General features: G+C 72.6%; 19 protein-coding genes. 11 read left to right on the forward strand and 8 right to left on the reverse strand.

Annotated features, from left to right (window positions below; all coding sequences use genetic code 11):
* Positions 1-21: 21 nt before the first annotated feature.
* The 4 genes from BL253_RS02890 to BL253_RS02905 all read left to right on the forward strand — a co-directional run bounded on the left by BL253_RS02890 (position 22) and on the right by BL253_RS02905 (position 4,048).
* Complete coding sequence (locus BL253_RS02890; protein WP_076813340.1) at positions 22-708, forward strand: TetR/AcrR family transcriptional regulator; 687 nt, start codon at positions 22-24, stop codon at positions 706-708.
* A 164-nt stretch (positions 709-872) separates the two neighbouring features.
* Positions 873-2,105, forward strand: a complete 1,233-nt coding sequence (locus BL253_RS02895; protein WP_241834461.1) for an acyl-CoA dehydrogenase family protein — start codon at positions 873-875, stop codon at positions 2,103-2,105.
* Positions 2,098-2,919: an SDR family oxidoreductase gene (locus BL253_RS02900; RefSeq protein WP_096335896.1), complete on the forward strand. Its 822-nt coding sequence runs from the start codon at positions 2,098-2,100 to the stop codon at positions 2,917-2,919. Before BL253_RS02895 ends, BL253_RS02900 begins: the two co-directional genes overlap by 8 nt.
* Before the next feature lie 208 nt (positions 2,920-3,127).
* Positions 3,128-4,048, forward strand: a complete 921-nt coding sequence (locus tag BL253_RS02905; protein WP_241834462.1) for a hypothetical protein — start codon at positions 3,128-3,130, stop codon at positions 4,046-4,048.
* 67 nt (positions 4,049-4,115) lie between these two features.
* Here BL253_RS02905 and BL253_RS02910 read toward each other — a convergent pair whose 3' ends face one another.
* The 7 genes from BL253_RS02910 to BL253_RS02940 all read right to left on the reverse strand — a co-directional run bounded on the left by BL253_RS02910 (position 4,116) and on the right by BL253_RS02940 (position 11,356).
* Entirely contained in the window at positions 4,116-5,342 is a 1,227-nt protein-coding gene (locus tag BL253_RS02910) for a styrene monooxygenase/indole monooxygenase family protein (protein ID WP_076813343.1), read from the reverse strand.
* Positions 5,335-5,976 carry a GTP-binding protein gene (locus tag BL253_RS02915; protein ID WP_420801615.1) on the reverse strand — a complete coding sequence of 214 codons (642 nt, stop codon included), beginning with the start codon at positions 5,974-5,976 and terminating at the stop codon, positions 5,335-5,337. The genes BL253_RS02910 and BL253_RS02915 overlap by 8 nt, the downstream gene beginning before the upstream one ends.
* A gap of 132 nt (positions 5,977-6,108) precedes the next feature.
* A complete protein-coding gene (locus BL253_RS02920) occupies positions 6,109-6,495 on the reverse strand; it encodes a DUF742 domain-containing protein (RefSeq protein WP_076813345.1) in 387 nt (128 codons plus the stop codon).
* 94 nt (positions 6,496-6,589) lie between these two features.
* A complete protein-coding gene (locus tag BL253_RS02925; protein ID WP_076813347.1) occupies positions 6,590-7,036 on the reverse strand; it encodes a roadblock/LC7 domain-containing protein in 447 nt (148 codons plus the stop codon).
* Between the two features lie 8 nt (positions 7,037-7,044).
* Positions 7,045-8,442, reverse strand: coding sequence for a sensor histidine kinase (locus BL253_RS02930; protein ID WP_076813348.1), 1,398 nt, complete (start codon positions 8,440-8,442; stop codon positions 7,045-7,047).
* 660 nt (positions 8,443-9,102) lie between these two features.
* On the reverse strand, positions 9,103-10,113 hold the full coding sequence (locus tag BL253_RS02935; RefSeq protein WP_076813350.1) for an LLM class flavin-dependent oxidoreductase: 1,011 nt from the start codon (positions 10,111-10,113) through the stop codon (positions 9,103-9,105).
* A gap of 310 nt (positions 10,114-10,423) precedes the next feature.
* Positions 10,424-11,356, reverse strand: a complete 933-nt coding sequence (locus tag BL253_RS02940) for an SDR family oxidoreductase (RefSeq protein WP_076813352.1) — start codon at positions 11,354-11,356, stop codon at positions 10,424-10,426.
* A 256-nt stretch (positions 11,357-11,612) separates the two neighbouring features.
* On the opposite strand from BL253_RS02940, the gene BL253_RS02945 reads away from it, so the two are divergent.
* Genes BL253_RS02945 through BL253_RS02960 form a run of 4 tightly spaced genes read left to right on the forward strand, consistent with a single transcriptional unit; the run spans position 11,613 to position 15,032 of the window.
* Positions 11,613-12,518 (forward strand): CoA transferase subunit A, encoded by a 906-nt coding sequence (locus BL253_RS02945; RefSeq protein ID WP_076813354.1) that lies wholly within the window; start codon positions 11,613-11,615, stop codon positions 12,516-12,518.
* Positions 12,515-13,366, forward strand: coding sequence for a CoA-transferase subunit beta (locus tag BL253_RS02950; protein ID WP_198946136.1), 852 nt, complete (start codon positions 12,515-12,517; stop codon positions 13,364-13,366). The genes BL253_RS02945 and BL253_RS02950 overlap by 4 nt, the downstream gene beginning before the upstream one ends.
* Positions 13,363-14,535: an NAD(P)H-dependent flavin oxidoreductase gene (locus BL253_RS02955; protein ID WP_076813356.1), complete on the forward strand. Its 1,173-nt coding sequence runs from the start codon at positions 13,363-13,365 to the stop codon at positions 14,533-14,535. The genes BL253_RS02950 and BL253_RS02955 overlap by 4 nt, the downstream gene beginning before the upstream one ends.
* A complete protein-coding gene (locus tag BL253_RS02960) occupies positions 14,532-15,032 on the forward strand; it encodes a hotdog family protein (protein ID WP_076813358.1) in 501 nt (166 codons plus the stop codon). Before BL253_RS02955 ends, BL253_RS02960 begins: the two co-directional genes overlap by 4 nt.
* Positions 15,033-15,104: 72 nt before the next feature.
* On the opposite strand, the gene BL253_RS02965 is transcribed toward BL253_RS02960, so the two are convergent.
* A complete protein-coding gene (locus BL253_RS02965) occupies positions 15,105-16,034 on the reverse strand; it encodes an SAM-dependent methyltransferase (protein WP_081437931.1) in 930 nt (309 codons plus the stop codon).
* Between the two features lie 502 nt (positions 16,035-16,536).
* Between BL253_RS02965 and BL253_RS02970 the strand changes: the two genes are divergently transcribed.
* The 3 genes from BL253_RS02970 to BL253_RS02980 all read left to right on the forward strand — a co-directional run.
* Positions 16,537-17,184, forward strand: coding sequence for a TetR family transcriptional regulator (locus BL253_RS02970; RefSeq protein ID WP_076813397.1), 648 nt, complete (start codon positions 16,537-16,539; stop codon positions 17,182-17,184).
* A gap of 369 nt (positions 17,185-17,553) precedes the next feature.
* Positions 17,554-19,263 (forward strand): MFS transporter, encoded by a 1,710-nt coding sequence (locus BL253_RS02975; protein ID WP_076813360.1) that lies wholly within the window; start codon positions 17,554-17,556, stop codon positions 19,261-19,263.
* 562 nt (positions 19,264-19,825) lie between these two features.
* On the forward strand, positions 19,826-20,078 hold a 253-nt coding region (locus BL253_RS02980; RefSeq protein ID WP_076813362.1), incomplete at its 3' end, for a transglycosylase SLT domain-containing protein.

Raw genomic sequence — 20,078 nt, forward strand, 5'->3', positions numbered from 1 at the left:
TTGACAGGCGATAATGCGGGTGTGGACCTCGAAGCGGAAACCGAAACGCCAGCCCCCCCGCGCGCGGGGCGCCACGGCAGGACCGCCCGCGCCGCCAGGGGCGGGCGAGCTGCGACGGCCGGCGAGTCGGAGCGGCGCGCGGCCATCGTCGAGATCGCCGCCGGCCTGTTCGCCGAGCGAGGCTACCGGGCGACGACGGTCCGGGAGATCGCGGACGCCGCCGGCATGCTCTCTGGCAGCCTCTACCACCACTTCGACTCCAAGGAGTCGATCGTCGACGAGCTGCTGTCGAGCTTTCTCGACGACCTGCACGCCCAGTACGCCGCGATCGCCGCCGCGCAGGCCGGGCCGAGCGACACGATCGCCGCGCTGGTGAAGGCCGCGTTCGCCGCGATCGCGCGGCACCGCGCCGCCGTCACCGTGTTCCAGAACGAGCGCGGCTACCTGGCGACGCTGCCGCGGTTCGCCTACCTGCGCGTATCCGAGGAAGAAAGCCAGCGGCTGTGGCTCGCGGCCCTGCGCGACGGCGTCGCCGCCGGTGAGCTGCGCGCCGAGCTCGACCCCAGGCTGACTTACCGTTTCCTGCGCGATGCGATCTGGGTGTCGGTGCACTGGTACTCCGCGGATGGACCCCTCGGGCCGCCGGAAATGGCTGAGCAGTTTCTCACCACCGTCTTCGACGGCATCCGCGCCCGCTCCGTCGGTTAGCGCCGCTCGCCTGCCGGTGACCCGCGCCGAGTGACCACGGCCCCGGCCACGGCCGCCGTCACGCCCGGAGGCAAGCGCCGCGGAGCGAGCGCGATCTGTCGGGTCGCCACCGGCCGCGACGCGAAACCAAGCGCTAGCTTGGGCAGGGCGCTAGCCTGTCTGCCGTGGTGTCGAGCGAGCTGGTGCCGAGCGGGACGTCAGGGACGCCGGGGACGCCGGGCGCGGTCCGCGCGGAGGCGTCCGGCTTCCGCGCGCGGGTGCGCGCGTGGCTGGCCGACGCGCTGGCCGGTGAGTTCGCGAAGGCCCGCGGCCTCGGCGGCCCCGGGCGCGAGCACGAGGCGTTCGAGCTGCGCCTCGACTGGGAGCGCCACCTCGCCGCGGCCGGCTGGACCTGCCTGTCGTGGCCGAAGGAGTACGGCGGACGGGGGCTGTCGGTCGCCGAGCAGGTCGTCTTCCACGAGGAGTACGCGCGGGCGGACGCGCCGGCGCGGGTAGGGCTGATCGGCGACGGCATGGTCGGCCCGACGCTCATCGCCTTCGGCACCGAGGACCAGCGCCGCCGGCTGCTGCCGCCGATCCGGGCGGGCGAGGCGCTGTGGTGCCAGCTGTACTCCGAGCCGGGCGCCGGCTCCGACCTGGCCGCGCTGTCCACCCGCGCCCGGCGCGACGGCGACGACTACGTCATCCACGGGCAGAAGGTCTGGTCCTCGCTCGCGCATCAGGCCGACTGGGGGTTCGCGCTGGTGCGCACGGAGCCCGGCTCGGCGCGGCACAAGGGCCTGTCCTACCTGCTGGTTCCGATGCGCCAGCCTGGCATCGAGATCCGCCCGATCGTGTCGATGACCGGCACGTCGGAGTTCAACGAGGTCTTCTTCGACGGCGCGCGCACGCCGGCGGCCAACCTGGTCGGAGCCGAAGGTGACGGCTGGCGGATCGGGATGGCCACGCTCGGCTTCGAACGCGGCACGTTCACGCTCGGCCAGCAGGTCGGCTTCAAGCGCGAGCTGGAGCGGATCATCGCCCTGGCCAAGCGCAACGGTGCCTGGGAGAACCCGCACCTGCGTGACCGCCTGGTGCGTGCCTGGATCGGCGTCGAGATCATGCGCTTCACCGCGCTGCGCACGCTCACGGACGCCACCGCCGACGTTCCGCCCGGCCCGGCGTCGTCGATCGGGAAGCTCTACTGGTCGACCTGGCACCAGCAGCTGGGCGAGCTCGCGATGGACGTGCTCGGCGCCGAGGCGATGCTCGCCGGGGGCGAGGCCGGCGAGCCCTACGAGCCGCGGCCAGAACAGTCGCTGTTCCTGTTCAGCAGGGCCGACACCATCTACGCCGGGTCGAGCGAGATCCAGCGCAACATCATCGCCGAGAGAACGCTGGGGCTGCCGCGTGCCTGACGAGAAGATCTCCGACACCCCTCGGGCCGCGGGTCCGCGCGCGGCGCCGGAGCCACCGCCCGGGCGGGATCTCCTGCGAGGGAAGGTCGTCCTGGTGACCGCCGCCGCCGGCACCGGCATCGGGTTCGCCACCGCCTGGCGGGCGGCGTTGGAGGGCGCGACGGTCGTCGTCTCCGACCACCACGTCCGCCGCCTCGGCGAGGCCGCGACGAAGCTCGGCGAGCTGGCCGGCACGCCGCCGCTGGCGGTGCCCTGCGACGTGCGCAGCGAGGAGCAGATCGGCGCCCTGTTCGACGCCGTCCACGACACCCACGGCCGCCTCGACGTGCTCGTCAACAACGCGGGCCTGGGCGGCGACGTGCCGCTGACCGAGATGACCGACGAGCAGTGGTCGACGGTGCTGGACGTGACCCTGACCGGCACTATGCGGGCCACCAGGGCCGCCCTGCGCCGGATGCTGCCGGCCGGCGCCGGCGTGATCGTGAACAACGCCTCCGTCGTCGGCTGGCGCGCCCAGTCCGGCCAGGCGCACTACGCCGCGGCCAAGGCCGGCGTCATGGCACTGACCCGATGCGCCGCCATGGAGGCGGCGCCCTACGGAGTGCGGGTGAACGCCGTGGCGCCGAGCCTGGCCATGCACCCGTTCCTCGCCAAGGTCAGCGACGAGGACTTCCTCGCCGAGCTCTCCCGCCGGGAGGCCTTCGGCCGCGCCGCCGAGCCCTGGGAGGTCGCCACCGTCATCGCCTTCCTCGCCAGCGACTACTCGACCTACATGACCGGCGAGATCGTTTCCGTGAGCAGCCAGCATCCGTAACCGCCCCGCCCCGTCGCCCCGTCTCGCCGCCCGGCCACGTCCGTGGCCGCGCCCGCCGCCAATCCCGGCCCGCTGGCGAGGCCGGTCGCGGCCTGGCGCCACGCCCGGGGCGCGGGCGGCCGGGAGGGCCGGCACGTCGCCGTTAGCCTACGTGCCGATGGTTACTCCACGTAGTCGAGGCGGCCGGCCTGGTGGGGCCGTTCGCGCCGTGGCCGTGACGTTGGTCGCGGCCGGGTGCGTCGGGGCGGCCGGGGTCGCCGGCGCGCCCGGCGCGTCGGCCGTCACAGGGGTGCCGGTCCCGGCGGCTTCCGACGCGGGGCGGCTGCCGCCGTTCGGGCCGATCGGGCTCGAACGGGCGACCATCCCGCTCGGGACGCTCGACGTTCCCGGGTTCCTCGCCACCGGGCCGCTGGTCGCCGCGCTCGACCAGGTGCCGACCGGCCGCGGCGACCTCTACACGGTGGGGCGGCTGCAGGCCTACGGGATCCGGACCCTCGACGGCAGGGTGAGCATCAGGACCGCGATCGCCGAGATCGCCCACATCGGACCGATCGACGAGCTGGCGCCGTACCTGCCGGGCCCCGGGCACCTGGTGTTCGGTGACGGCTCCTGGGAGGCGGTGCCGCCGGGCACACCCGGCTACCTGTTCTCCCGGCCGCAGTACCGGGTCGCGGTCTTCCCCTTGCTGGGCGCCGTCGAGGTGGCCGCGCACGTACCGGGCGCGATGGCTCCGCGTACCGCCGTGCGCGGCCTGTTCACCGGGCTGGACCCGGCCTACCTCGCGCTTATCCTGGGGGCCATGTGGCCGGCCGGCCCGCCGCGCCCGGTCACCTACGCCGCGAACGACCCGTGGCTGGGCCTGCTGGACGTGGGCGCCGCCGAATGGCCTGGCGCGGACGTCGGCATCAGCATGATGGACGTCGTCGGCCCGGCCCTGGGACCGATCTTCACGCCGATGCTGGCGTCGCTGACCGGTGGCGAGGACGCGCCGGCGCTTGGCCCCGAGCTGCTCAGCAAGCTCGCGCCGTTGTCAGACCAGCTCGGTCCGCTGTTGGCCAAGGTCGGGCCGTTGCTCACTGGTCAGGCCGCCCCGCCACCGAGCCCGGCGCCGGCGTCGCCCCAGCCGTGAGGCGGAACGCGGACCGGCCCCGCGTCGCGGTCGCGGGGCCGGCTCCGAGCGTGGGCGATCGGACCGCCTAAACGGTCGCCAGATAGGCGGCTGTCTTGGCCGGGTCCATGAACCATTCGAAGTAGTCCGGCGGGTTGTCGAAGCCGTTGACGAACCGGCGCGCGACCGCGTCCTTGGCCTGCGCGGTGCCGAGGATCTGCAGCACGTGCTCCGGGGGCGGCCCGAGCAGCGCGTTCGTCCACGTGGTGACGTACTGGGCGTAGTCCCAGTACTTCTCGAAGGTCGCCGTCATCCACACGCGGTCGAACGGCTTGTCGCCGTGCGCGAGGATGCTGTCCAGATAGGACACGGCGCACTTCGAGGCGTTGTTCGAGCCCTGGCCGGTGATCGGGTCGTTGGCGACGACGACGTCCGCCATRCCGAGCACGATGCCGCCGTCGGGCAGCTCGCCGACCGGCCGGCGCACCACCGGGGTGTAGCCGCCGGCGAGCGTGGCGCGCGCGTCGGTGAGCTCCACGTCCGCACAGCGCTCGTACTCCCACGGCACGTACGTCCGCATCAGGTCGAGCAGGCGCGCCAGGTGCTCGTCCGGGCCCGGCTGGTCGGACCAGCAGTCCAGCGGGCCGCCCGGAATCCCCTCGAAGAAGAGGATGTCGCAGTTCCCGCTGGTCGTGTATCCCGGGATCATGAAGAGCTCGCCGACACCCGGCACGATGTTGAACCGGACGCCTGGCTGGTCGGGGTGCTCGGGGCGCGGCGCGAGGCCGTGCACATAGGCCAGCGACAGCGCGCGTTGCGGGCTGGTGAACGGCGAGCGCTCCGGGTGGCGGTCGAACAGCTGGACCAGCTCACCCTTTCCCGCCGCGACGACGACGAGGTCGTAGAGCGACGTGAGCGAGTTCAGGTCGGCGGTGGTAACTCCGTGGATGAGCAGCTTCCCGCCGCGCTGCTCGAACAGCTCCGCCCAGCCCGCCATCTTCACTCGCTGGTCGATGGACTGGCCGTAGTGGTCGAGGAGGCCGAACCAGTCCAGCGCGCGCCCGCCGTCGGGCGTCGCGACCGACACACCGAGGCCTTCGAAGCGGACGGCGTCCTTCTCCCACAGGTTCAGGCCGTGGTCGCGCTCGTGCTGCAACGACGTGTGGAACATGCCCTGCGTGGACATGACGCGGCCGCCCCGGATCTCCTCCGGCGTGCGTGCCGACATCACCGTGACGTCGTATTCACGTTCCTGGAGCATCAGCGCGAGCTGAAGCCCGGACTGGCCAGCCCCGACGACCAGCACTTTACGCATGTGTTCGTGCCCTCCTGGGATCCGGCGTCTCCGTCATCGACATCGTGTAAAGCACGAGCTCGCGCAGTGTCGCGACGACGGACGCGGGTTCGCGCGCGTCGCAGGTCACCAACGGGGTCCGCGGGCTCAGCGCAAGAGCCTCCCGCACCTCGGCGAGGTCGTGCCACAGTTTTCCGTCAAAAAGATTGACGGCGACGATGAAGGGCACGTCGGAATCGTTCTCGAAATAGTTGATCGCCGCGAAGGACTGGTCCAGGCGGCGGGTGTCGACCAGGACGATCGCGCCGAGCGCACCGCGCGACAGGTCGTCCCACATGAACCAGAAACGAGCCTGCCCCGGCGTGCCGAACAGGTAGAGCACGAGGTCCGGGTCCAGCGTGATCCGGCCGAAGTCCATCGCGACGGTCGTCGTCGTCTTCCCGCCGCCCGGCGGCAGGTCGTCGACGCCCTCGCTCGCCTCGGTCATCCACGCCTCGGTGTTGATCGGGGGGACCTCGGACACCGCCCCGACGAGGGTTGTCTTCCCCACGCCGAAACCGCCGGCGACCACGATCTTCGCCGAGATCGTCAGTGGGCCGCCGCTCGAGCCGTCGTTGTCGCGCGCGTCCGGGCGGCGCGGGTCGCTGGGGGTCATGTCGGCAGGGCTCACGTCCGCGTTCCTGTAGTCATGGCGCCTGAATGTCCTGGCGTGGTCTGGGGCAGCGCACCTGGCGGCGGCGGAACCCGAACCTCTCCGTGCGGAGCGGGCGCGGGGCGCCGAGGGCCGTCAGACGGGAAGCTCCCGCAGGCCGCTGAGAATGCGTTCGAGTACGTTGCGGTCGTCGCGGAAGGCGTGCGCCGTCGGGTGGATGAGCACGGCGCCCTGCGTCGCCAGGTCGCTGATCAGTACGCGGACGACGCCGAGTGGAATCGCCAGCAGCGCCGACAGCTCGGCGATCGACAGCTGCGAGCGGGCGCGCTCGTAGAGCGCCTGCGACTCCGGCATGAGCACCTCGCTCAGCGCCGGGTCGTACCGCGGCACGGACACCAGGGTCTCCACCAGCAGATGGTGGCGCGACCTGGTCCGCCCGCCGGTCAGCGCGTACGGCCGGACCCTCTTGCTGCGCGCGGTGTGGACCGGCCTCACCGGCCTCGACTCCTGCGGCACCGCCATCACTTTCCCTGTCTCCTCGAAGGCCAGCGGGCCTGCGAAAATGATCTTTTCTCGTGCGCCCGGAGGCCGTTGTCCCGGACCCACTCGAGGTGGCTCAGCCGGCCGGGCGGCGCCCGACGAGGACGCGCCGCAGGTCCGCTCGCCTCTCCGGGGTGAGGGCGTGCCCGGCGTGCATCACGAACTGGGTCATCTCGTAGCCGACGACCTTCATGTCACAGTCCGGCCCGGTCATCACCGCGAGGCCGGCGCCGGCGTCGATTCCCATGAAGAGGAAGTAGCCGCGCGAGAGCCGGACGATGATCTGTTCGCAGTCCCCCTTGCCGAACAGGGCCGCGCTGTTGCGGGCAAGGCCGAGCATCCCGCTGGCGATGGCCGCGAGACGCTCCCCTTCCTCGGTGTTCATCGACTGGGACGAGGCCAGCGCGAGCCCGTCCGCGGACATGATCAGGGCATGGGTGGCGCCGTGCACCTTCTGGACGAAGTCGTCGATCAGCCAGGTGAAGTCCGGGCTGGCGTGGTGGTTGTGCTCCTGGGTAACCATCGTCGGCCTCAGTCCCGTCGCAGCTCGTCGAGGGCAGCTCGCTCTCCTTCGGAGAACGCGCCGAGATCCGCCAGTAGTTTCTGGTGGCCGGCGCGCACGTCGGCTTCCGTGGGCGCCGGGGCGCTGCCGACGCCGGTCGCGCCGCCCGGTTCCGTCGCGCCGGCGGGCGGGCTCTCCTCCTCGCCGCGCGGGTCGCGCAGGCTTTGGGACACCCGCCGCGGCAGTCCGCTCGCCGTCGTCCCGGGCGCGGTCGACGCGCGCATGGGGCCGGTGACCGAATCCGTACGCCCGCCGGCCCGGCCGGTGGCCTGCCCGCCGTTCGCGCCCGCCGGCCGCGCGTCGCGCACGCCCGCGACCGCCGCGGCGGCCCGCGAGCCCGCCCGCCCGTTCGCCGCCTTCCGGTCCGGCAGCGAGCTGACCGTGCCATTGCCGTTGCCACGGCTCGCCTCAGCGAGCGCCGCCTCGCCCGGTCCCTCCCCGAATGCGGACGACGGGGTGGTCACGGTCCGCAGACCCGACCAGCCGGCATCGGACAGCTCGCTGATGAGCGGCGCCGGGAGCAGGACCGACGCGGTGGTGCCGTGCGGGTGGCGGTGGTCAAGCCAGGTCCTGATCTCGTACCTGGCGGCGAGCCGGCGCACCACGGCCAGCCCCATGTGCCGCACCGCGTCGTCGTCGAGGACCGGCTCGGCCTCCAGCCGCGCGTTGAGCTGGCTCAGCCGCTCCGGGGGGAGCCCGATGCCCTCGTCCTCGATCCGCAGCAGCGCGCTGCCCTGCTCGGTGAGATGGGCACCGATCCGGACCGGCGAGTGCGGCGGCGACGACTTCGTCGCGTTGTCGAGGAGCTCCGCGACCAGCCGGCTGACGTCCTCGGCCGCGAACCCGACGACGCCCAGGCTGACGACCCGCCCGACGTTGACCCGCTGGTAGTAGTCGATGGACGACATCGCGCCGCGGATCACGTCGACCAGTGACGACGTGTCCGACGCGCTGTCGCCGGCGTCGCGGCCGGCGAGCACCCGCAGGTTCTCGGCGTTGCGCCGCAGCCGGGCGGCGAGGTGGTCCAGCCGGTAGAGCTCCGACAGCCGGTCGGCGTCCTCTTCCCGGGACTCCATCTCCTCCAGCTGCGCGAGCAGCGAGTCGACCAGGTTGAGATCACGCAGCGCGAGGTCCGCGCAGATGGCCGCCAGCGCCTCCTCGGCCTCCGTCGGCCCGGCCGGCGGAGGTCCGGCGGCCAGGCTGTCCCGGCCGGCCTTCTCGGCGCGCRCCGCCGCGCCCGCCAGCGGGGAGGTCCGGGCGAGGCCAGGCCTCTTCGGCTGTGGGCCGAGTAGCTGGGCGGCCGCCGCGCGGGGGTCGCCCAGCAGCGCACGTGATCGGTTCAGGAGTTCCCGAGCCCGCGTCGTCATCCCACCCCGAGCACTCTCTCGTCGTTTCCGGCCTTCCCCACCCGTCCCCTCGCCGACGTGGAAGCAAACAGACATAAGGCGCCAAAGTTCGCGTCTCATCGTGCCGTCCGTTCGCTGGCCTCGCCGACTTCCCCCCGTTGGCGGCTTTCAGGGTTACTGACCGTTGCTGTCCGGTGCGTTCCTTTTGAGGGTACCGGTCGCCGTTCCTCACGTATCGCGGGCATCGAGAGGACCACGTGGGACAACACCCGGCGTACACGGGGGAGAAACGTGGCCCGCGGCGCCGGGGAGTGCCGCTCGTGCGTGCCCACAACTGGAGCACCACGCGCGGTCCCGTGCCGGACTTGGGCGGCAAAAGGGTAGGCCTAAAGTCCCGGCCGCCGGCGTTCGCAAGTTCACAGCCGAGGCCGCTCATGGCCACGGCGCCGCCTCGTCCGCCGGCGTTCCGTCACCATCGGTGCGGGCCGAGGGCGCGCGTCATCGGTCGCACCCGTCGACCGCGGCGCCGAGGGAGCGTGGCGGACAGTGCGCAGGGTGCCGGAACCGGCATGATCGTCGGGCCGTCGCGGACCACGGGTCCGCGACCGCGCAGGTCCGCGACCCCGCAGGTCCGCGGGCCGCGGGGCAGTGGGGCCGTGGGTTCTCGACGCCCGCGCGGGCTCAGCCGGCCGGCTGAGCCTCGGTGGCCAGCCGCGGGAGCACCGCGTCGGCATAGAGCCGCAGGCTCTCCCAGCCCCTTTCCGGTGGCATTCCACCGCACAACGGATGCAGGACCGTGACCGGCGGCATTCCGCCCTCTGTCGCGTTTCCCGCCCGCTCGACGCACTCGTCTGGGGTGAGGATCCGGTACCGGCCCTCGGCGCGCAGTTCCTCGAGCGTCGTCGCGTGCGAGTGCGCCGCTGACGTCTGGCCCTCCGGCTGCCAGGACGAGTAGAGCAGAGCCTCGTGCAGGAAGTGCTCGCCAAGCTCGGCCCAGGCTTTCTCCGGGTCCTCGGCGACGTGCACGAACGCCGTGTCCGCGGGTGGCATGATGACGAATCCGGACGTGCCATGCTCGGCGCACTGCTCGTAGTAGTACGCCTCGAGGTCCGGCAGCGTGTTCGGCGGGCACAGCGRCAGCCCCAGCCGGGCCGCCCGGCGCGCGGACGCCTTCACCGACCCGCCGACCCACAGCAGCTGCGCCGGGGCGCTGGCCGGCGGCGGCGTCACCCGCACCGTCCGGCCGCGGTACTCGAACGGCTCGCCGGTCCAGGCGGCCAGGATCGCCGCCAGCGACTCGTCCAGGAGAGCCCCGCGCCGCGACCAGTCGAGCCCGGCGTCCGCGTACTCCTCCGGCCGATAGCCGAGGCCCGCGACGGCGGTGAGCCGTCCCCGGCCGGCCAGGTCGAGCACCGCGAGCTGCTCGGCCAGCCGCAGCGGGTCGGAGAGCGGCACCAGCAGCGCCTGGATGATGAGGTGGATCTTCCTGGTCGCCCCGAGGATGAGTCCCGCGTTCGTCAGCGGCGCCGGGCTCCAGCCGTTGTCGGCGCCGTGGTGCTCCTCGAGGGAGACCATCGCGAACCCGTTCTCGTCGGCGAACCGGGCCATCTCGACGCCCGCCTGGTAGGACGCCGCGAGTGCCCCCCGGTCGAGTCCCGGCACCGCGAAGTTGAACCGAAGTATGGACAGCATGGGCGCAGCCCTTCGTGAGAGGTGTGCCGGTCAGGCTCCCTGACCGAAGGCGCTTCCCCCGGAGACCGGCCCCATCCGATCTTCGGGGCCCTGGTGACCGATGACCAGCCATCAGCCGCTCGGAGGTCCATCAAGCTCCCTGGCCAAAGGTCGCGCGACGATGGCGGAGCCTCGCGCGCTCGGAGGTCCATCGGGAGCCCTGGCCGAAGGGTGCGCGACGATGGCGGAGCCTCGCGCGCTCGGAGGTCCATCAGGAGCCCTGGCCGAAGGGTGCGCGACGATGGCGGAGCCTCGCGCGCTCGGAGGTCCATCAGGAGCCATAGACGGGTTCGGCGGGGGGAGCGGCGGCGAGCAGCTTGTCGACGGCAGGGCCGACGTCGGCCGGGTCCCAGCGGCCGCCGCGGTCGGCCGGCACGCCGTGGTGCCAGCCGGAGGCGACCGCGATTCTGCCGCCCTCCACCTCGAACACCTGCCCGGTGACGTGCGCGGACAGCTCGCTGCCGAGCCACACCACGAGCGGCGCGATGTTCGCCGGGTCCATGGCGTCGAATCCGGATTCCGGCCGGTCCATCGTCGCGAACACGCCCTCGGTCATCCGGGTGCGCGCCGACGGCGCGATCGCGTTCGCCGTGACTCCGTAACGGGCGAGCTCGGTGGCCGCGGTCAGCGTGAGCGCGGCGATACCGGCCTTGGCCGCGCCGTAGTTGGCCTGCCCGACGCTTCCCTGCAGCCCGGCGCCGGAGCTCGTGTTGATGACCCGGGCGTCCGGGCGCCGCCCGGCCTTCGCCTCGTCGCGCCAGTGGGCGGCGGCGTGCCGAAGCGGCGCCGCGTGCCCCTTGAGGTGGACGCGCACCACCGCGTCCCATTCCTGCTCGGTCATCGAGACGATCATCCGGTCGCGGACGAAGCCCGCGTTGTTCACCAGGACGTCCAGCCGGCCGAAGGCCGCGAGCGCGCTCGCCACCAGCGCCTTCGCGCCGTCCCAGTCGGCGACGTCGTCGGTGTTCGCGACGGCCTCGGCCCCGAGCGCCCTGATCTCCTCGACGACGGTCCGCGCCACCGGTTCGCCGGCGGCCGCCCCGTCGCGGGCGACGCCGACGTCGTTGACGACGACCCGCGCGCCCTGACGGGCGAACTCCAGCGCGTGCTCGCGGCCGATGCCACGGCCGGCGCCGGTCACGATCACCACCCGGCCCGCGCAGATCCCGCTCTCACCCGCCCCGTCGCGGGTTCGCTCCGGCATCGCGCCCCGTCCGCCGCCTGCACCTGTGCTCACGTGGTCACCCCTTCGCTTCGTCGCGGGGCGCCCGCGAGGTTCTCGCGGCGGCCGTCGACGGCTGGTAACTTACCGAACCAAGCAAGCGCTTGTGTAGATGTTCCGCGGGACCCGGCCGCGGCCGACGCGCCCCCTGGGCGCGGGCCCGTCCCGGCCACAGGCGGACACAGGCCCGCGCGCGGCCGCGGAGACGACGGCCGCGCAGACGACACAGGGACGGTTGATGGGCGCGAAGCTGCTCACGATCTCCGACGCCGTAGCGGTGGTGGAGAACGGCATGACCATCGGCATCGGCGGCTGGGGGTCGCGCCGCAAGCCGATGGCCCTGGTCAGGGCGCTCGCCCGCGGCCCGGCCACCGACCTCACCGTCGTCACCTACGGCGGGCCGGACGTGGGGCTGCTCGCCGCCGCGGGCAAGATCCGCAAGCTGGTCAGCGGCTTCGTCTCGCTTGACTCGGTCCCGCTGGAGCCGCACTTCCGCGCCGCCCGCCAGCGCGGCGAGATCGAGTTCGCCGAGCTCGACGAGGGCATGCTGCAGTGGGGCCTGCTCGCCGCCGCGCACCGGCTGCCGTTCCTGCCGATCCGCGCCGGCCTCGGCTCCGACGTGCCGGCCACGTTCCCCGGCCTGCGCACCGTCACCTCGCCCTACGACGACGGGGAGGAGCTTCTCGCGATGCCGGCGCTGCCGCTCGACGTGGCGTTCGTGCACGCGAACCGGGCCGACGCCGCCGGCAACGCAGCCTTCCTCGGCCCGGACCCGTACTTCGACGACCTGTTCTGCCTGGCCGCCCGGCACCGGGTGCTCTCGTGCGAGCGGGTCGTCGAGACCGCCGAGCTGACGAAGGAAGCACCGGTCCAGGCCCTGCGGATCAACCGGATGATGGTCGACGCCGTGGTCGGGACGCCGAACGGCGCGCACTTCACCAGCTGCGTGCCCGACTACGACCGGGACGAGGCCTTCCAGCGGGTGTACGTGACCGCGGCCGGCGGCGACGGCTCGGGCTGGGCGGCGTTCCACGACCGTTACCTCGCGGGCGACGAGGCCGCCTACCAGGCCGCCGTCCGCGCGGACGGCGGCTCGGCCGGGCGCGCGGGTGACCGCGCGCGGGAGAAGGAGGGCGCGCGATGACCCAGCTCGACGCGACGGCGGCCGGCGCCACGGGGACCGCCGGTGCTACGGGGATGGCCGGCGCCCCGGGGACCGCGCCGCGTGCCGCCCGGCGGGCGGACGTCTGCGCGCTCGCGTGCGCGGAGGCGTTCCGCGACGCCGGCGAGATCCTGGCCAGCGCCTTCGGGACGGCGCCCGCGCTCGGCGTGCGCCTGGCCCGGCGCACCTTCGCGCCGGACCTGTTGCTCTCCGACGGAGAGGCGATGCTCATGGCCGACCCGCCGCCACTCGGCGCGGTCCCCGCCGGTGCCGTCGTCGAGGGCTGGCTGCCGTTCCGCTCGGTCTTCGACGTGGTCGCCTCCGGCCGGCGCCACGTCGTCATGATCCCGTCGCAGCTGGACGCCCACGGCAACATGAACATCTCCGCCGTCGGGCCGCACGGCCATCCCAGGGCCCAGCTCATCGGCACCCGCGGCGCCCCGGGCAACACCGTCAACCACCGCACCAGCTACTGGGTTCCCCGGCATGGCCCCCGCGTGTTCGTCGAGCGCGTCGACGTCGTCTGCGGCGTCGGCTATGACCGGGCGGCTGCCGCCGGGCCGGCCGCGAGCCGCTTCCACGGCCTCGGCCGAGTCGTCACCGACCTGGCCGTGCTCGACTTCGCCGGTCCCGGCCACCGGCTGCGGCTGGCGTCGGTGCACCCCGGCGTCACCGTCGACGAGGTCGTCGCCGCCACCGGATTCCCGCTGGCGCTTCCCGACGGCGGTCCGGGCGCCGTCCCGACGACCCCGGCGCCGACCCCGGCCGAGCTCGACCTCCTCGACGCGTTCGACCCGAAGGGCCTGCGCTTCCGGGAGGTGCCGGCATGACGGCCTCACCGGCCCTGCCGACTCCGCCAGCCCCGCCGGCCGATCCCAGGCTCCAGACGGCGTTCACCCGCCTGACCGGCGTGCGGTACCCGATCGTGCAGACGGGGATGGGCTGGGTCTCCGGCGCGCGGCTGACCGCCGCGACCGCCGCCGCCGGGGGACTGGGCATCCTCGGCTCGGCGACGATGACCCTCGACGAGCTCGCCACCGCGATTCGCTCGGTGAAGGAGCGCACGGACGCGCCGTTCGGCGTGAACCTGCGCTCGGACGCGGAGGACGTCGAGGACCGGGTCGGCCTGATGATCAGAGAGGGGGTGCGGGTCGCGTCGTTCGCGCTCGCGCCACGCAAGGACCTCCTTCTCCGGCTGCGCGACGCCGGCATCGTGACGATGCCGTCCGTCGGCGCCCGCCGGCACGCGGAGAAGGTCGCCTCCTGGGGCGCCGACGCGGTGCTCGTCCAGGGCGGCGAGGGCGGTGGCCACACGGGCGCCGTCCCCACGTCGCTGCTCATCCCGCAGGTCGTCGACGCCGTCGGCATCCCGGTCGTCGCCGCCGGCGGCTACTTCGACGGGCGCGGCCTGGTCGCCGCCCTCGCGTACGGAGCGGCCGGCATCGGCATGGGCACCCGCTTCCTCCTGACCGCCGACAGCACCGTCGCCGACAACGTCAAAGCCCATTACCTCGCCGCCGGCCTCGACGGCACCGTCGTGACCACCCGTGTCGACGGCGTCCCGCACCGAGTGCTGCGCACTGCGCTCGTCGACGGGCTGACGGCGGCCAGCCCGCTCACCCGGCTGCCGCGCGCGGTCCGCAACGCGGCCGCGTTGCGCCGGCGCACCGGCGCCAGCTGGCGCGGGCTGCTGCGTGAGGGCCGGGCGCTGCGCGCCCACGGTGGCCTGTCCTGGAGCCAGGTCCTGATGAGCGCGAACACCCCGGTGCTGCTGCGCGCGTCGATGGTCGAGGGCCGCGACGACCTCGGCCTGATGACGTCCGGACAGGTGGCGGGCCTGATCGAGGACACCCCGACCGTGGCCGACCTGGTCGAGCGGATCATCGCCGAGGCCACGGGGGTGCTCGACCGCCTCGGCGGGGTGGGCCAGAGCCACGCCGCCGAGGCTTTGGCGGCGTCCGGAGGCGGCGCGCCAGCCGAGGACCGACTCGTCCCATGACCACGGGGCCGCTGGTACTGACCGGGCCGGACGAGCTGCGGGCCTCGGCCGGCCGGACGGCCGGCCCTACCGACCCGTTGGTGATCGGCGCCGACCGGGTCGACGGGTTCGAGGCCGCCATCGGCGGCCCGCGGTCCGGCTCGGCGGCCGGCGTGCCTGGCGCGCCCGGGCCGCCGGGCACACCCGGACTGCCTGGGCGCCTCAGCCCGGATGCCGAGCGGCCGGTCCCGGAGCTGCTCCTGCTCTCGCTGGTGAACCATGCGCTGCCCAGGCTCGTCGACGTCCGCGGCTTCGCGATGGGTGTCAACTACGGCACGGGCCCGGTGCGCTTCCCGTCGGCGCTTCCCGTCGGCGGCGCCGTCCGCGGCGGGCTGGTCATTCTTGACGTGGCGGATGTCCCCGGCGGCCTCCAGGCCACCTACCGCGTCACCCTGACGGCCGAGACGACCGGCCAGCCCGTCTGCGTGGCCGACGCCCTCGCCCGCTACCTGGTGTGAGGGAGTCAGCCCCGACCGGGCTCGACCAGGGCCACCAGGGCAGTTGGGTGCGGCCGGGCACGATGATGCCCGTCAGCCGGGCTTTCGGGCCACGGCGGCCCAGACGCCCGCAAGCTCCGGATCTTCGGCGCGCCAGTGTGGCGCGAGCGTGACGCCGGGGTCGAGCAGCTCCCACCCATAGAAGAACCGTTTGATCTCGTCGAGCGGACGCGGGTAGAAGTGCTCGACCATCGACGTGAGCGGCCGCGAGTAGCCCGAGGTGTCCAGGGTGATGACGGCATCATCCAGGCTTGGGATCTCCTCGGCGATGCCCAGGTGGGTGAGCACCAGATAGCTGTCGGCGGGCAGCGCGTCGGACAGGGTTCGCACGGCCGCCCAGGGGCCGTCCGCGTGGTGGAGGTAGTGCATGATCCCGACGAGCACCAGCCCGACCGGCTGGGTGAGGTCGAGAACGTCCGCCGCGCGGGCGAGAACGTCGCCGGGTTCGCGGACATCGCCCAGCAGGTAGTCGGCGGTCCCCTCGGGGGTGCTGGTCAGCAGCGCCCGCCCATGCGCCCGCACGATCGGGTCGCGGTCGACGTACACGACGCGGGCATCCGGCGCCGCCCGCTGGGCGACCTCGTGGGTGTTGCCGGCTGTCGGCAGGCCCGCGCCGATGTCGAGGTACTGGCGGATTCCGCGCTCGGTGGTCAGCAGGCGCACGGCTCGGCCCAGGAAGTTCCGACCAGCGCGGACGTTCTCGGTGATCCAGGGTGCCGAGGCGAGGATCGCCTCGCCTGCCGTGCGATCCGCGAGGTAGTGGTCCTTGCCGCCCAGGAAGTAGTCGTGGACGCGGGCGCCGTGCGGGATGTCGATGCGTAGGTCGACGTGCTCGCCGGGATCGACGGGATCGACGGGTTCTCCAGGTTCCGTGGGATCGCCGTCCGGGCCCTGGGCGGGTTCGGGGGCGGGAGTCGGCGCGGTCTTCCCCGCCATGTTCTCGGTGACCTGACTGTCGACCATGGGACCCCCCGATCTCCATCCGTTCAGAGTGGACAGCGCGGATGAGGGTTTGGAACGCCCACTCGCCGTCCCGCGGCCTGGCTCAGGTGGGCGACGTTCGTGAACGGATATGAAGCGGTCCATGCAACGCATCCGGAACAGTTAAGACGAATAGTAGCGATCGCGAGTGACGCCCGCCACACAGGGGCGGGGCGGCGGCGATGTCCTGTCCCGCTATGTCCTGTCCTGGTCCCCTGGAGGTGCCAGTGGGCCGATAGGGCGGTATAGGCGCGCGATCTGGGTAACAAAGGTGGACGCCTCGCCCGGCTGTCCGGTAACGATGGGTATCGCCTTCCTGGCCTGGGCCGATGTGCTCCGGGTGACCGTCTGGCTGGACGGTTTTGGCCGGTTCGACCGGCCCGGCACGGCGGGTGCTCCTGCGGGGCGCGATTCGCGGGCCTAGAGTAGAACAGGATCTAGTTTCTTGGTGGTCGGCGGGCTGGTCAGCGACGAGGGGGTTCCGGTGAGCGAGGCCGTGACGTCGGCGACCACGCCGCCGTCGCCCAAGGGCGTACCGGCGGCGACGGCGACGCCGTCCCAGCAGGCTCGCCGGGAGCGGATGCTCACCGCCGCGATCGCCCTGGCCAGCCGGGGCGGGTACGACGAGGTGCAGATGCGCGAGGTGGCCGAGCAGGCCGGTGTCGCGCTGGGCACCCTCTACCGCTACTTCCCGTCCAAGGTGCACCTGCTGGCCTCGGCGCTGGCCCGCCATCTCTCCGGCCTGCGCGACGCGGTGCTGCCGCAGCCCGCCGGCTCCGAGGACCCGGCGACCCGGGTGCTCGCGATGATGAACCGGATGGTCGACGAGCTCGGCCGCGACCGCCTGGTGGCCGAGGCGCTGATCCAGGCGATGACGCTGGCCTCGGCCACCGTCGGCACCGAGATCGACGACGTCGACGAGGCCATGATCGGCCTCATTGGTGTCGCGGCCTTCGGCCCGGACCACATCGTCGACGATCGGGACAAGCTGATCACCAACATCATCGGCAAGGTCTTCCTCAGCGACCTGCGTTACTGGCTGGGCGACAGGATGACCCTCGACGGCGTTCGCGCCTCGCTCGCCGACACGGTCACCGTCGTCCTCGCTGGTCAGCGGGCCCTGAGCAGCTAGCCGCCGACGGCGTGGCCGGCCGGCCGGCTGGCTGGCTGGACGAGCGGTCGGCGACGCGGCACAGTCGGCCGGACGCCGTGGTCGGCCAGGCGCCGCGGTCGAGCGGGTGCCGGGACGGTCGTCGGCGCGGGACGACTCGGCGGGTCGGACCGCGCGCCTTCTGAACCCCCGGCGTGGGGGTTGCGTTCGACAACCACGTCGTTATGATCAAGTAACCGAGCCGTGTCCGATGAGAACCCCGCCGGCCACGAGTACATCTGGAGACGATCCGCGAGCCATTCGGTTCGACGAGGCAACCTGACACCGGAACGAGCACAGGCCGGTGGCGAGCCCGGTTTTGTCCGCCTGCGCGGAGAAGGGGCGCCATCCGTGACGACCACCGCTGTTCCCCTCGATTCCCAGTCACCCGCCGGTCCGTTGAGCCGCCTGTGGCACCGGCAGCTGCACAGCTATCCGGCAAACGCACGGCGATACCTCTACTTATGCATCGTCGTCCTCGCCACCGTCGTCCAGTACTACGAGCTTTATGTACAGGGTGGCGTCGCCCCCGCGATCCTGCGGGAGTTCGACATGTCCTTCACCTTCTACGTCTACACGACCGGCGTCGCCAGCGTGGTCGGCGCGTTCGCCTCGCTCGTCGCGGGGCTCGCCGACCGATGGGGCCGGGCGAACCTCGTCGCCTACGGGCTGGGGTTCACGGGGGCCATCATTCTCTTCGGCGTGCCGAACGCCCCGAACAAGATGACGTTCGCCGTGCTGGTCGCGCTGCTGAGCTTCGTCGAGGGCATGATCCTGGTGGCGACCCCCGCGTTGGTGCGCGACTTCTCGCCGCAGGTCGGCCGCGCCAGCGCGATGGGTTTCTGGACGCTGGGGCCGGTGCTCGGCAGCCTCGTCGTCTCGGCCGTGGCCAGCAACACCCTCAGCCACCTGCACGCCTGGCGGGACCAGTTCTACATCTGCGGCGTGGCCGGCCTCGTCGTGTTCGTCGTGGCCCTCGTCGGGCTGCGGGAGCTGTCCCCGCCGCTGCGCGACCAGCTGATGGTCTCGCTGCGCGACCGGGCGTTGGTCGAGGCCCGGGCCCGCGGGGTGGACGTCGACGCCGCGCGGGAGCGGCCGTGGCGGCAGGTGCTGAAGCCCGACGTCGTCGGCTCCGCGCTCGCCATCGCCGTGTTCCTGCTCATCTACTACACGGCGGTCGCGTTCTTCGTCGTCTACTTCGAGACGACCTTCAGCTTCACGGACCAGGACGCCAACGGCGTCGGGAACTGGATGTGGGGGTTCGAGGCCATCCTGCTGGTGGTCATCGGACTCGCCTCGGACCGCCTCCGGGTGCGCAAACCGTTCATGCTGGYAGGCGCCCTCGGCACGATCGCCATGACGCTCGTCCTCGTCCGCCAGACCGGTCAGGCGGACACGGGCTATTACCACCTGGCCCTCATCCTGATGGGCCTGGGGGCGTTCCTCGGAATCACCTACGCGCCCTGGATGGCGAGCTTCACCGAGACGGTGGAGCGGCGTAACCCGGCGCTGACCGCCACCGGGCTCGCGGTGTGGGGCTGGATCCTGCGCATCGTCGTCGCGGCGCTGGCCTTCACCRCTCCGCTGGTCGTCAACTCGCTGGACCCGCTGGTGGACCACGGGCCGCGGGCCCAGGCCATCCAGGCCCAGTACGGACCCCAGCTGGCGACGATCCAGCTCGTCGACCCGGACACCGCCGCGGCGCTCGCGAAGAACCCGAACGACCTGACGGCCGGGCTGAAGGCCGCGGGCGAGGTCGCCGCCGGGGCGCACATCTCCCAGGCCGAGGCGATCCAGCGGCTCCTGGACGCGAAAAAGATCCCGGCCGCGGACCTGGCCTTCCTCCAGGAACACGGCCAGCAGGTGATCGACGCGCAGAGGAAGGCCCCTGACCAATGGCAGACGTGGTTCTGGATCTGCCTGGGCGGCCAGATCGTCTTCATCCCGCTGATCTTCACGATGGCCGGCGAGTGGAGCCCTCGCAAGGCCAGGGAACGCGAGCAGGCCCATGAGCGCGCCGTGGCGGCCGAGACCGCCCGCCTCGGTCTGACCGTGGACTGACGCATTCCGGCCTCTCTGACCGGTCCGAACGGTGATTCCGGTCAGAGAGGCCCATATATCATCTCATGTCGAAACCGGCTGGCGGGCGTATGGGGACCGTCACAGTCACGAACGCCGCGTGCGGGGCTCATAAACGGAGCGCGCCGGGCACGAACGGCCCGGTCACGTAGACGAACGGTCGGCGCGTGGTGAATACCTCCGTGCACGGTGCGCGAGTATTTTTCCGCTCGGTTTATCGCATCACCTGGTTAGGCGGGGCAAAAACGCGGGTGATGYGGGTCACGTTGTTTTTGGGGTTTGCCAGGCCGGTGGGCTGGCTGTCATGGTGTTTCCAGTGCCCGATCGGGGCACACGCCGGGCGGGACGCCGCATCACTGCCCCCGCCGCACACGGCGCACAGGCTTCGGACCCGATGGCAGGGACCGGAGACGGACCGTCGGACACCATCCGTGTCACGGCCAGCGCAGCATTCCTTCAGGTCCCCGCCGGACCCTTTCCCGGTCCGGTGGTGGGCCGCCGCGCGTGTCCGTCTTCGTAGGCGTGGGAAAGGACCAGAAGACTCTTGGCTCGTCGTGGCATCTCCAACCGCGTCCGCGCGCTCGTCCTCGGCCCGGCACTGGCCGCCGCCGTCGGCACCGGCCTCGCCGTCACCACGCCCGCCCACGCGTCCAGCCACCCTGCCTCGGCCCAGCGGTTCCTGTCCGCGGTCATCCCGTGCGAGTCCGGCGGCAACCCCCGCGCGGTCAACTCCATCGGCGCCGGTGGCCTCTTCCAGTTCCTGCCCTCGACCTGGCACGGCCTCGGCGGCTCAGGCC

The sequence above is a fragment of the Pseudofrankia asymbiotica genome, from assembly GCF_001983105.1.
GTDB lineage: Bacteria > Actinomycetota > Actinomycetes > Frankiales > Frankiaceae > Pseudofrankia > Pseudofrankia asymbiotica.

What these genes read in the sequence shown, in the direction of transcription:
- BL253_RS02915 (WP_420801615.1), bottom strand. Translation starts at nt 5,976, where the DNA reads ATGACCCCCAGCGACCCGCGCCGCCCGGACGCGCGCGACAACGACGGC.
- BL253_RS02955 (WP_076813356.1), top strand. Translation starts at nt 13,363, where the DNA reads ATGACGGCCTCACCGGCCCTGCCGACTCCGCCAGCCCCGCCGGCCGAT.
- BL253_RS02950 (WP_198946136.1), top strand. Translation starts at nt 12,515, where the DNA reads ATGACCCAGCTCGACGCGACGGCGGCCGGCGCCACGGGGACCGCCGGT.
- BL253_RS02960 (WP_076813358.1), top strand. Translation starts at nt 14,532, where the DNA reads ATGACCACGGGGCCGCTGGTACTGACCGGGCCGGACGAGCTGCGGGCC.
- BL253_RS02945 (WP_076813354.1), top strand. Translation starts at nt 11,613, where the DNA reads ATGGGCGCGAAGCTGCTCACGATCTCCGACGCCGTAGCGGTGGTGGAG.
- BL253_RS02920 (WP_076813345.1), bottom strand. Translation starts at nt 6,495, where the DNA reads ATGGCGGTGCCGCAGGAGTCGAGGCCGGTGAGGCCGGTCCACACCGCG.
- BL253_RS02925 (WP_076813347.1), bottom strand. Translation starts at nt 7,036, where the DNA reads ATGGTTACCCAGGAGCACAACCACCACGCCAGCCCGGACTTCACCTGG.
- BL253_RS02940 (WP_076813352.1), bottom strand. Translation starts at nt 11,356, where the DNA reads ATGCCGGAGCGAACCCGCGACGGGGCGGGTGAGAGCGGGATCTGCGCG.
- BL253_RS02965 (WP_081437931.1), bottom strand. Translation starts at nt 16,034, where the DNA reads ATGGTCGACAGTCAGGTCACCGAGAACATGGCGGGGAAGACCGCGCCG.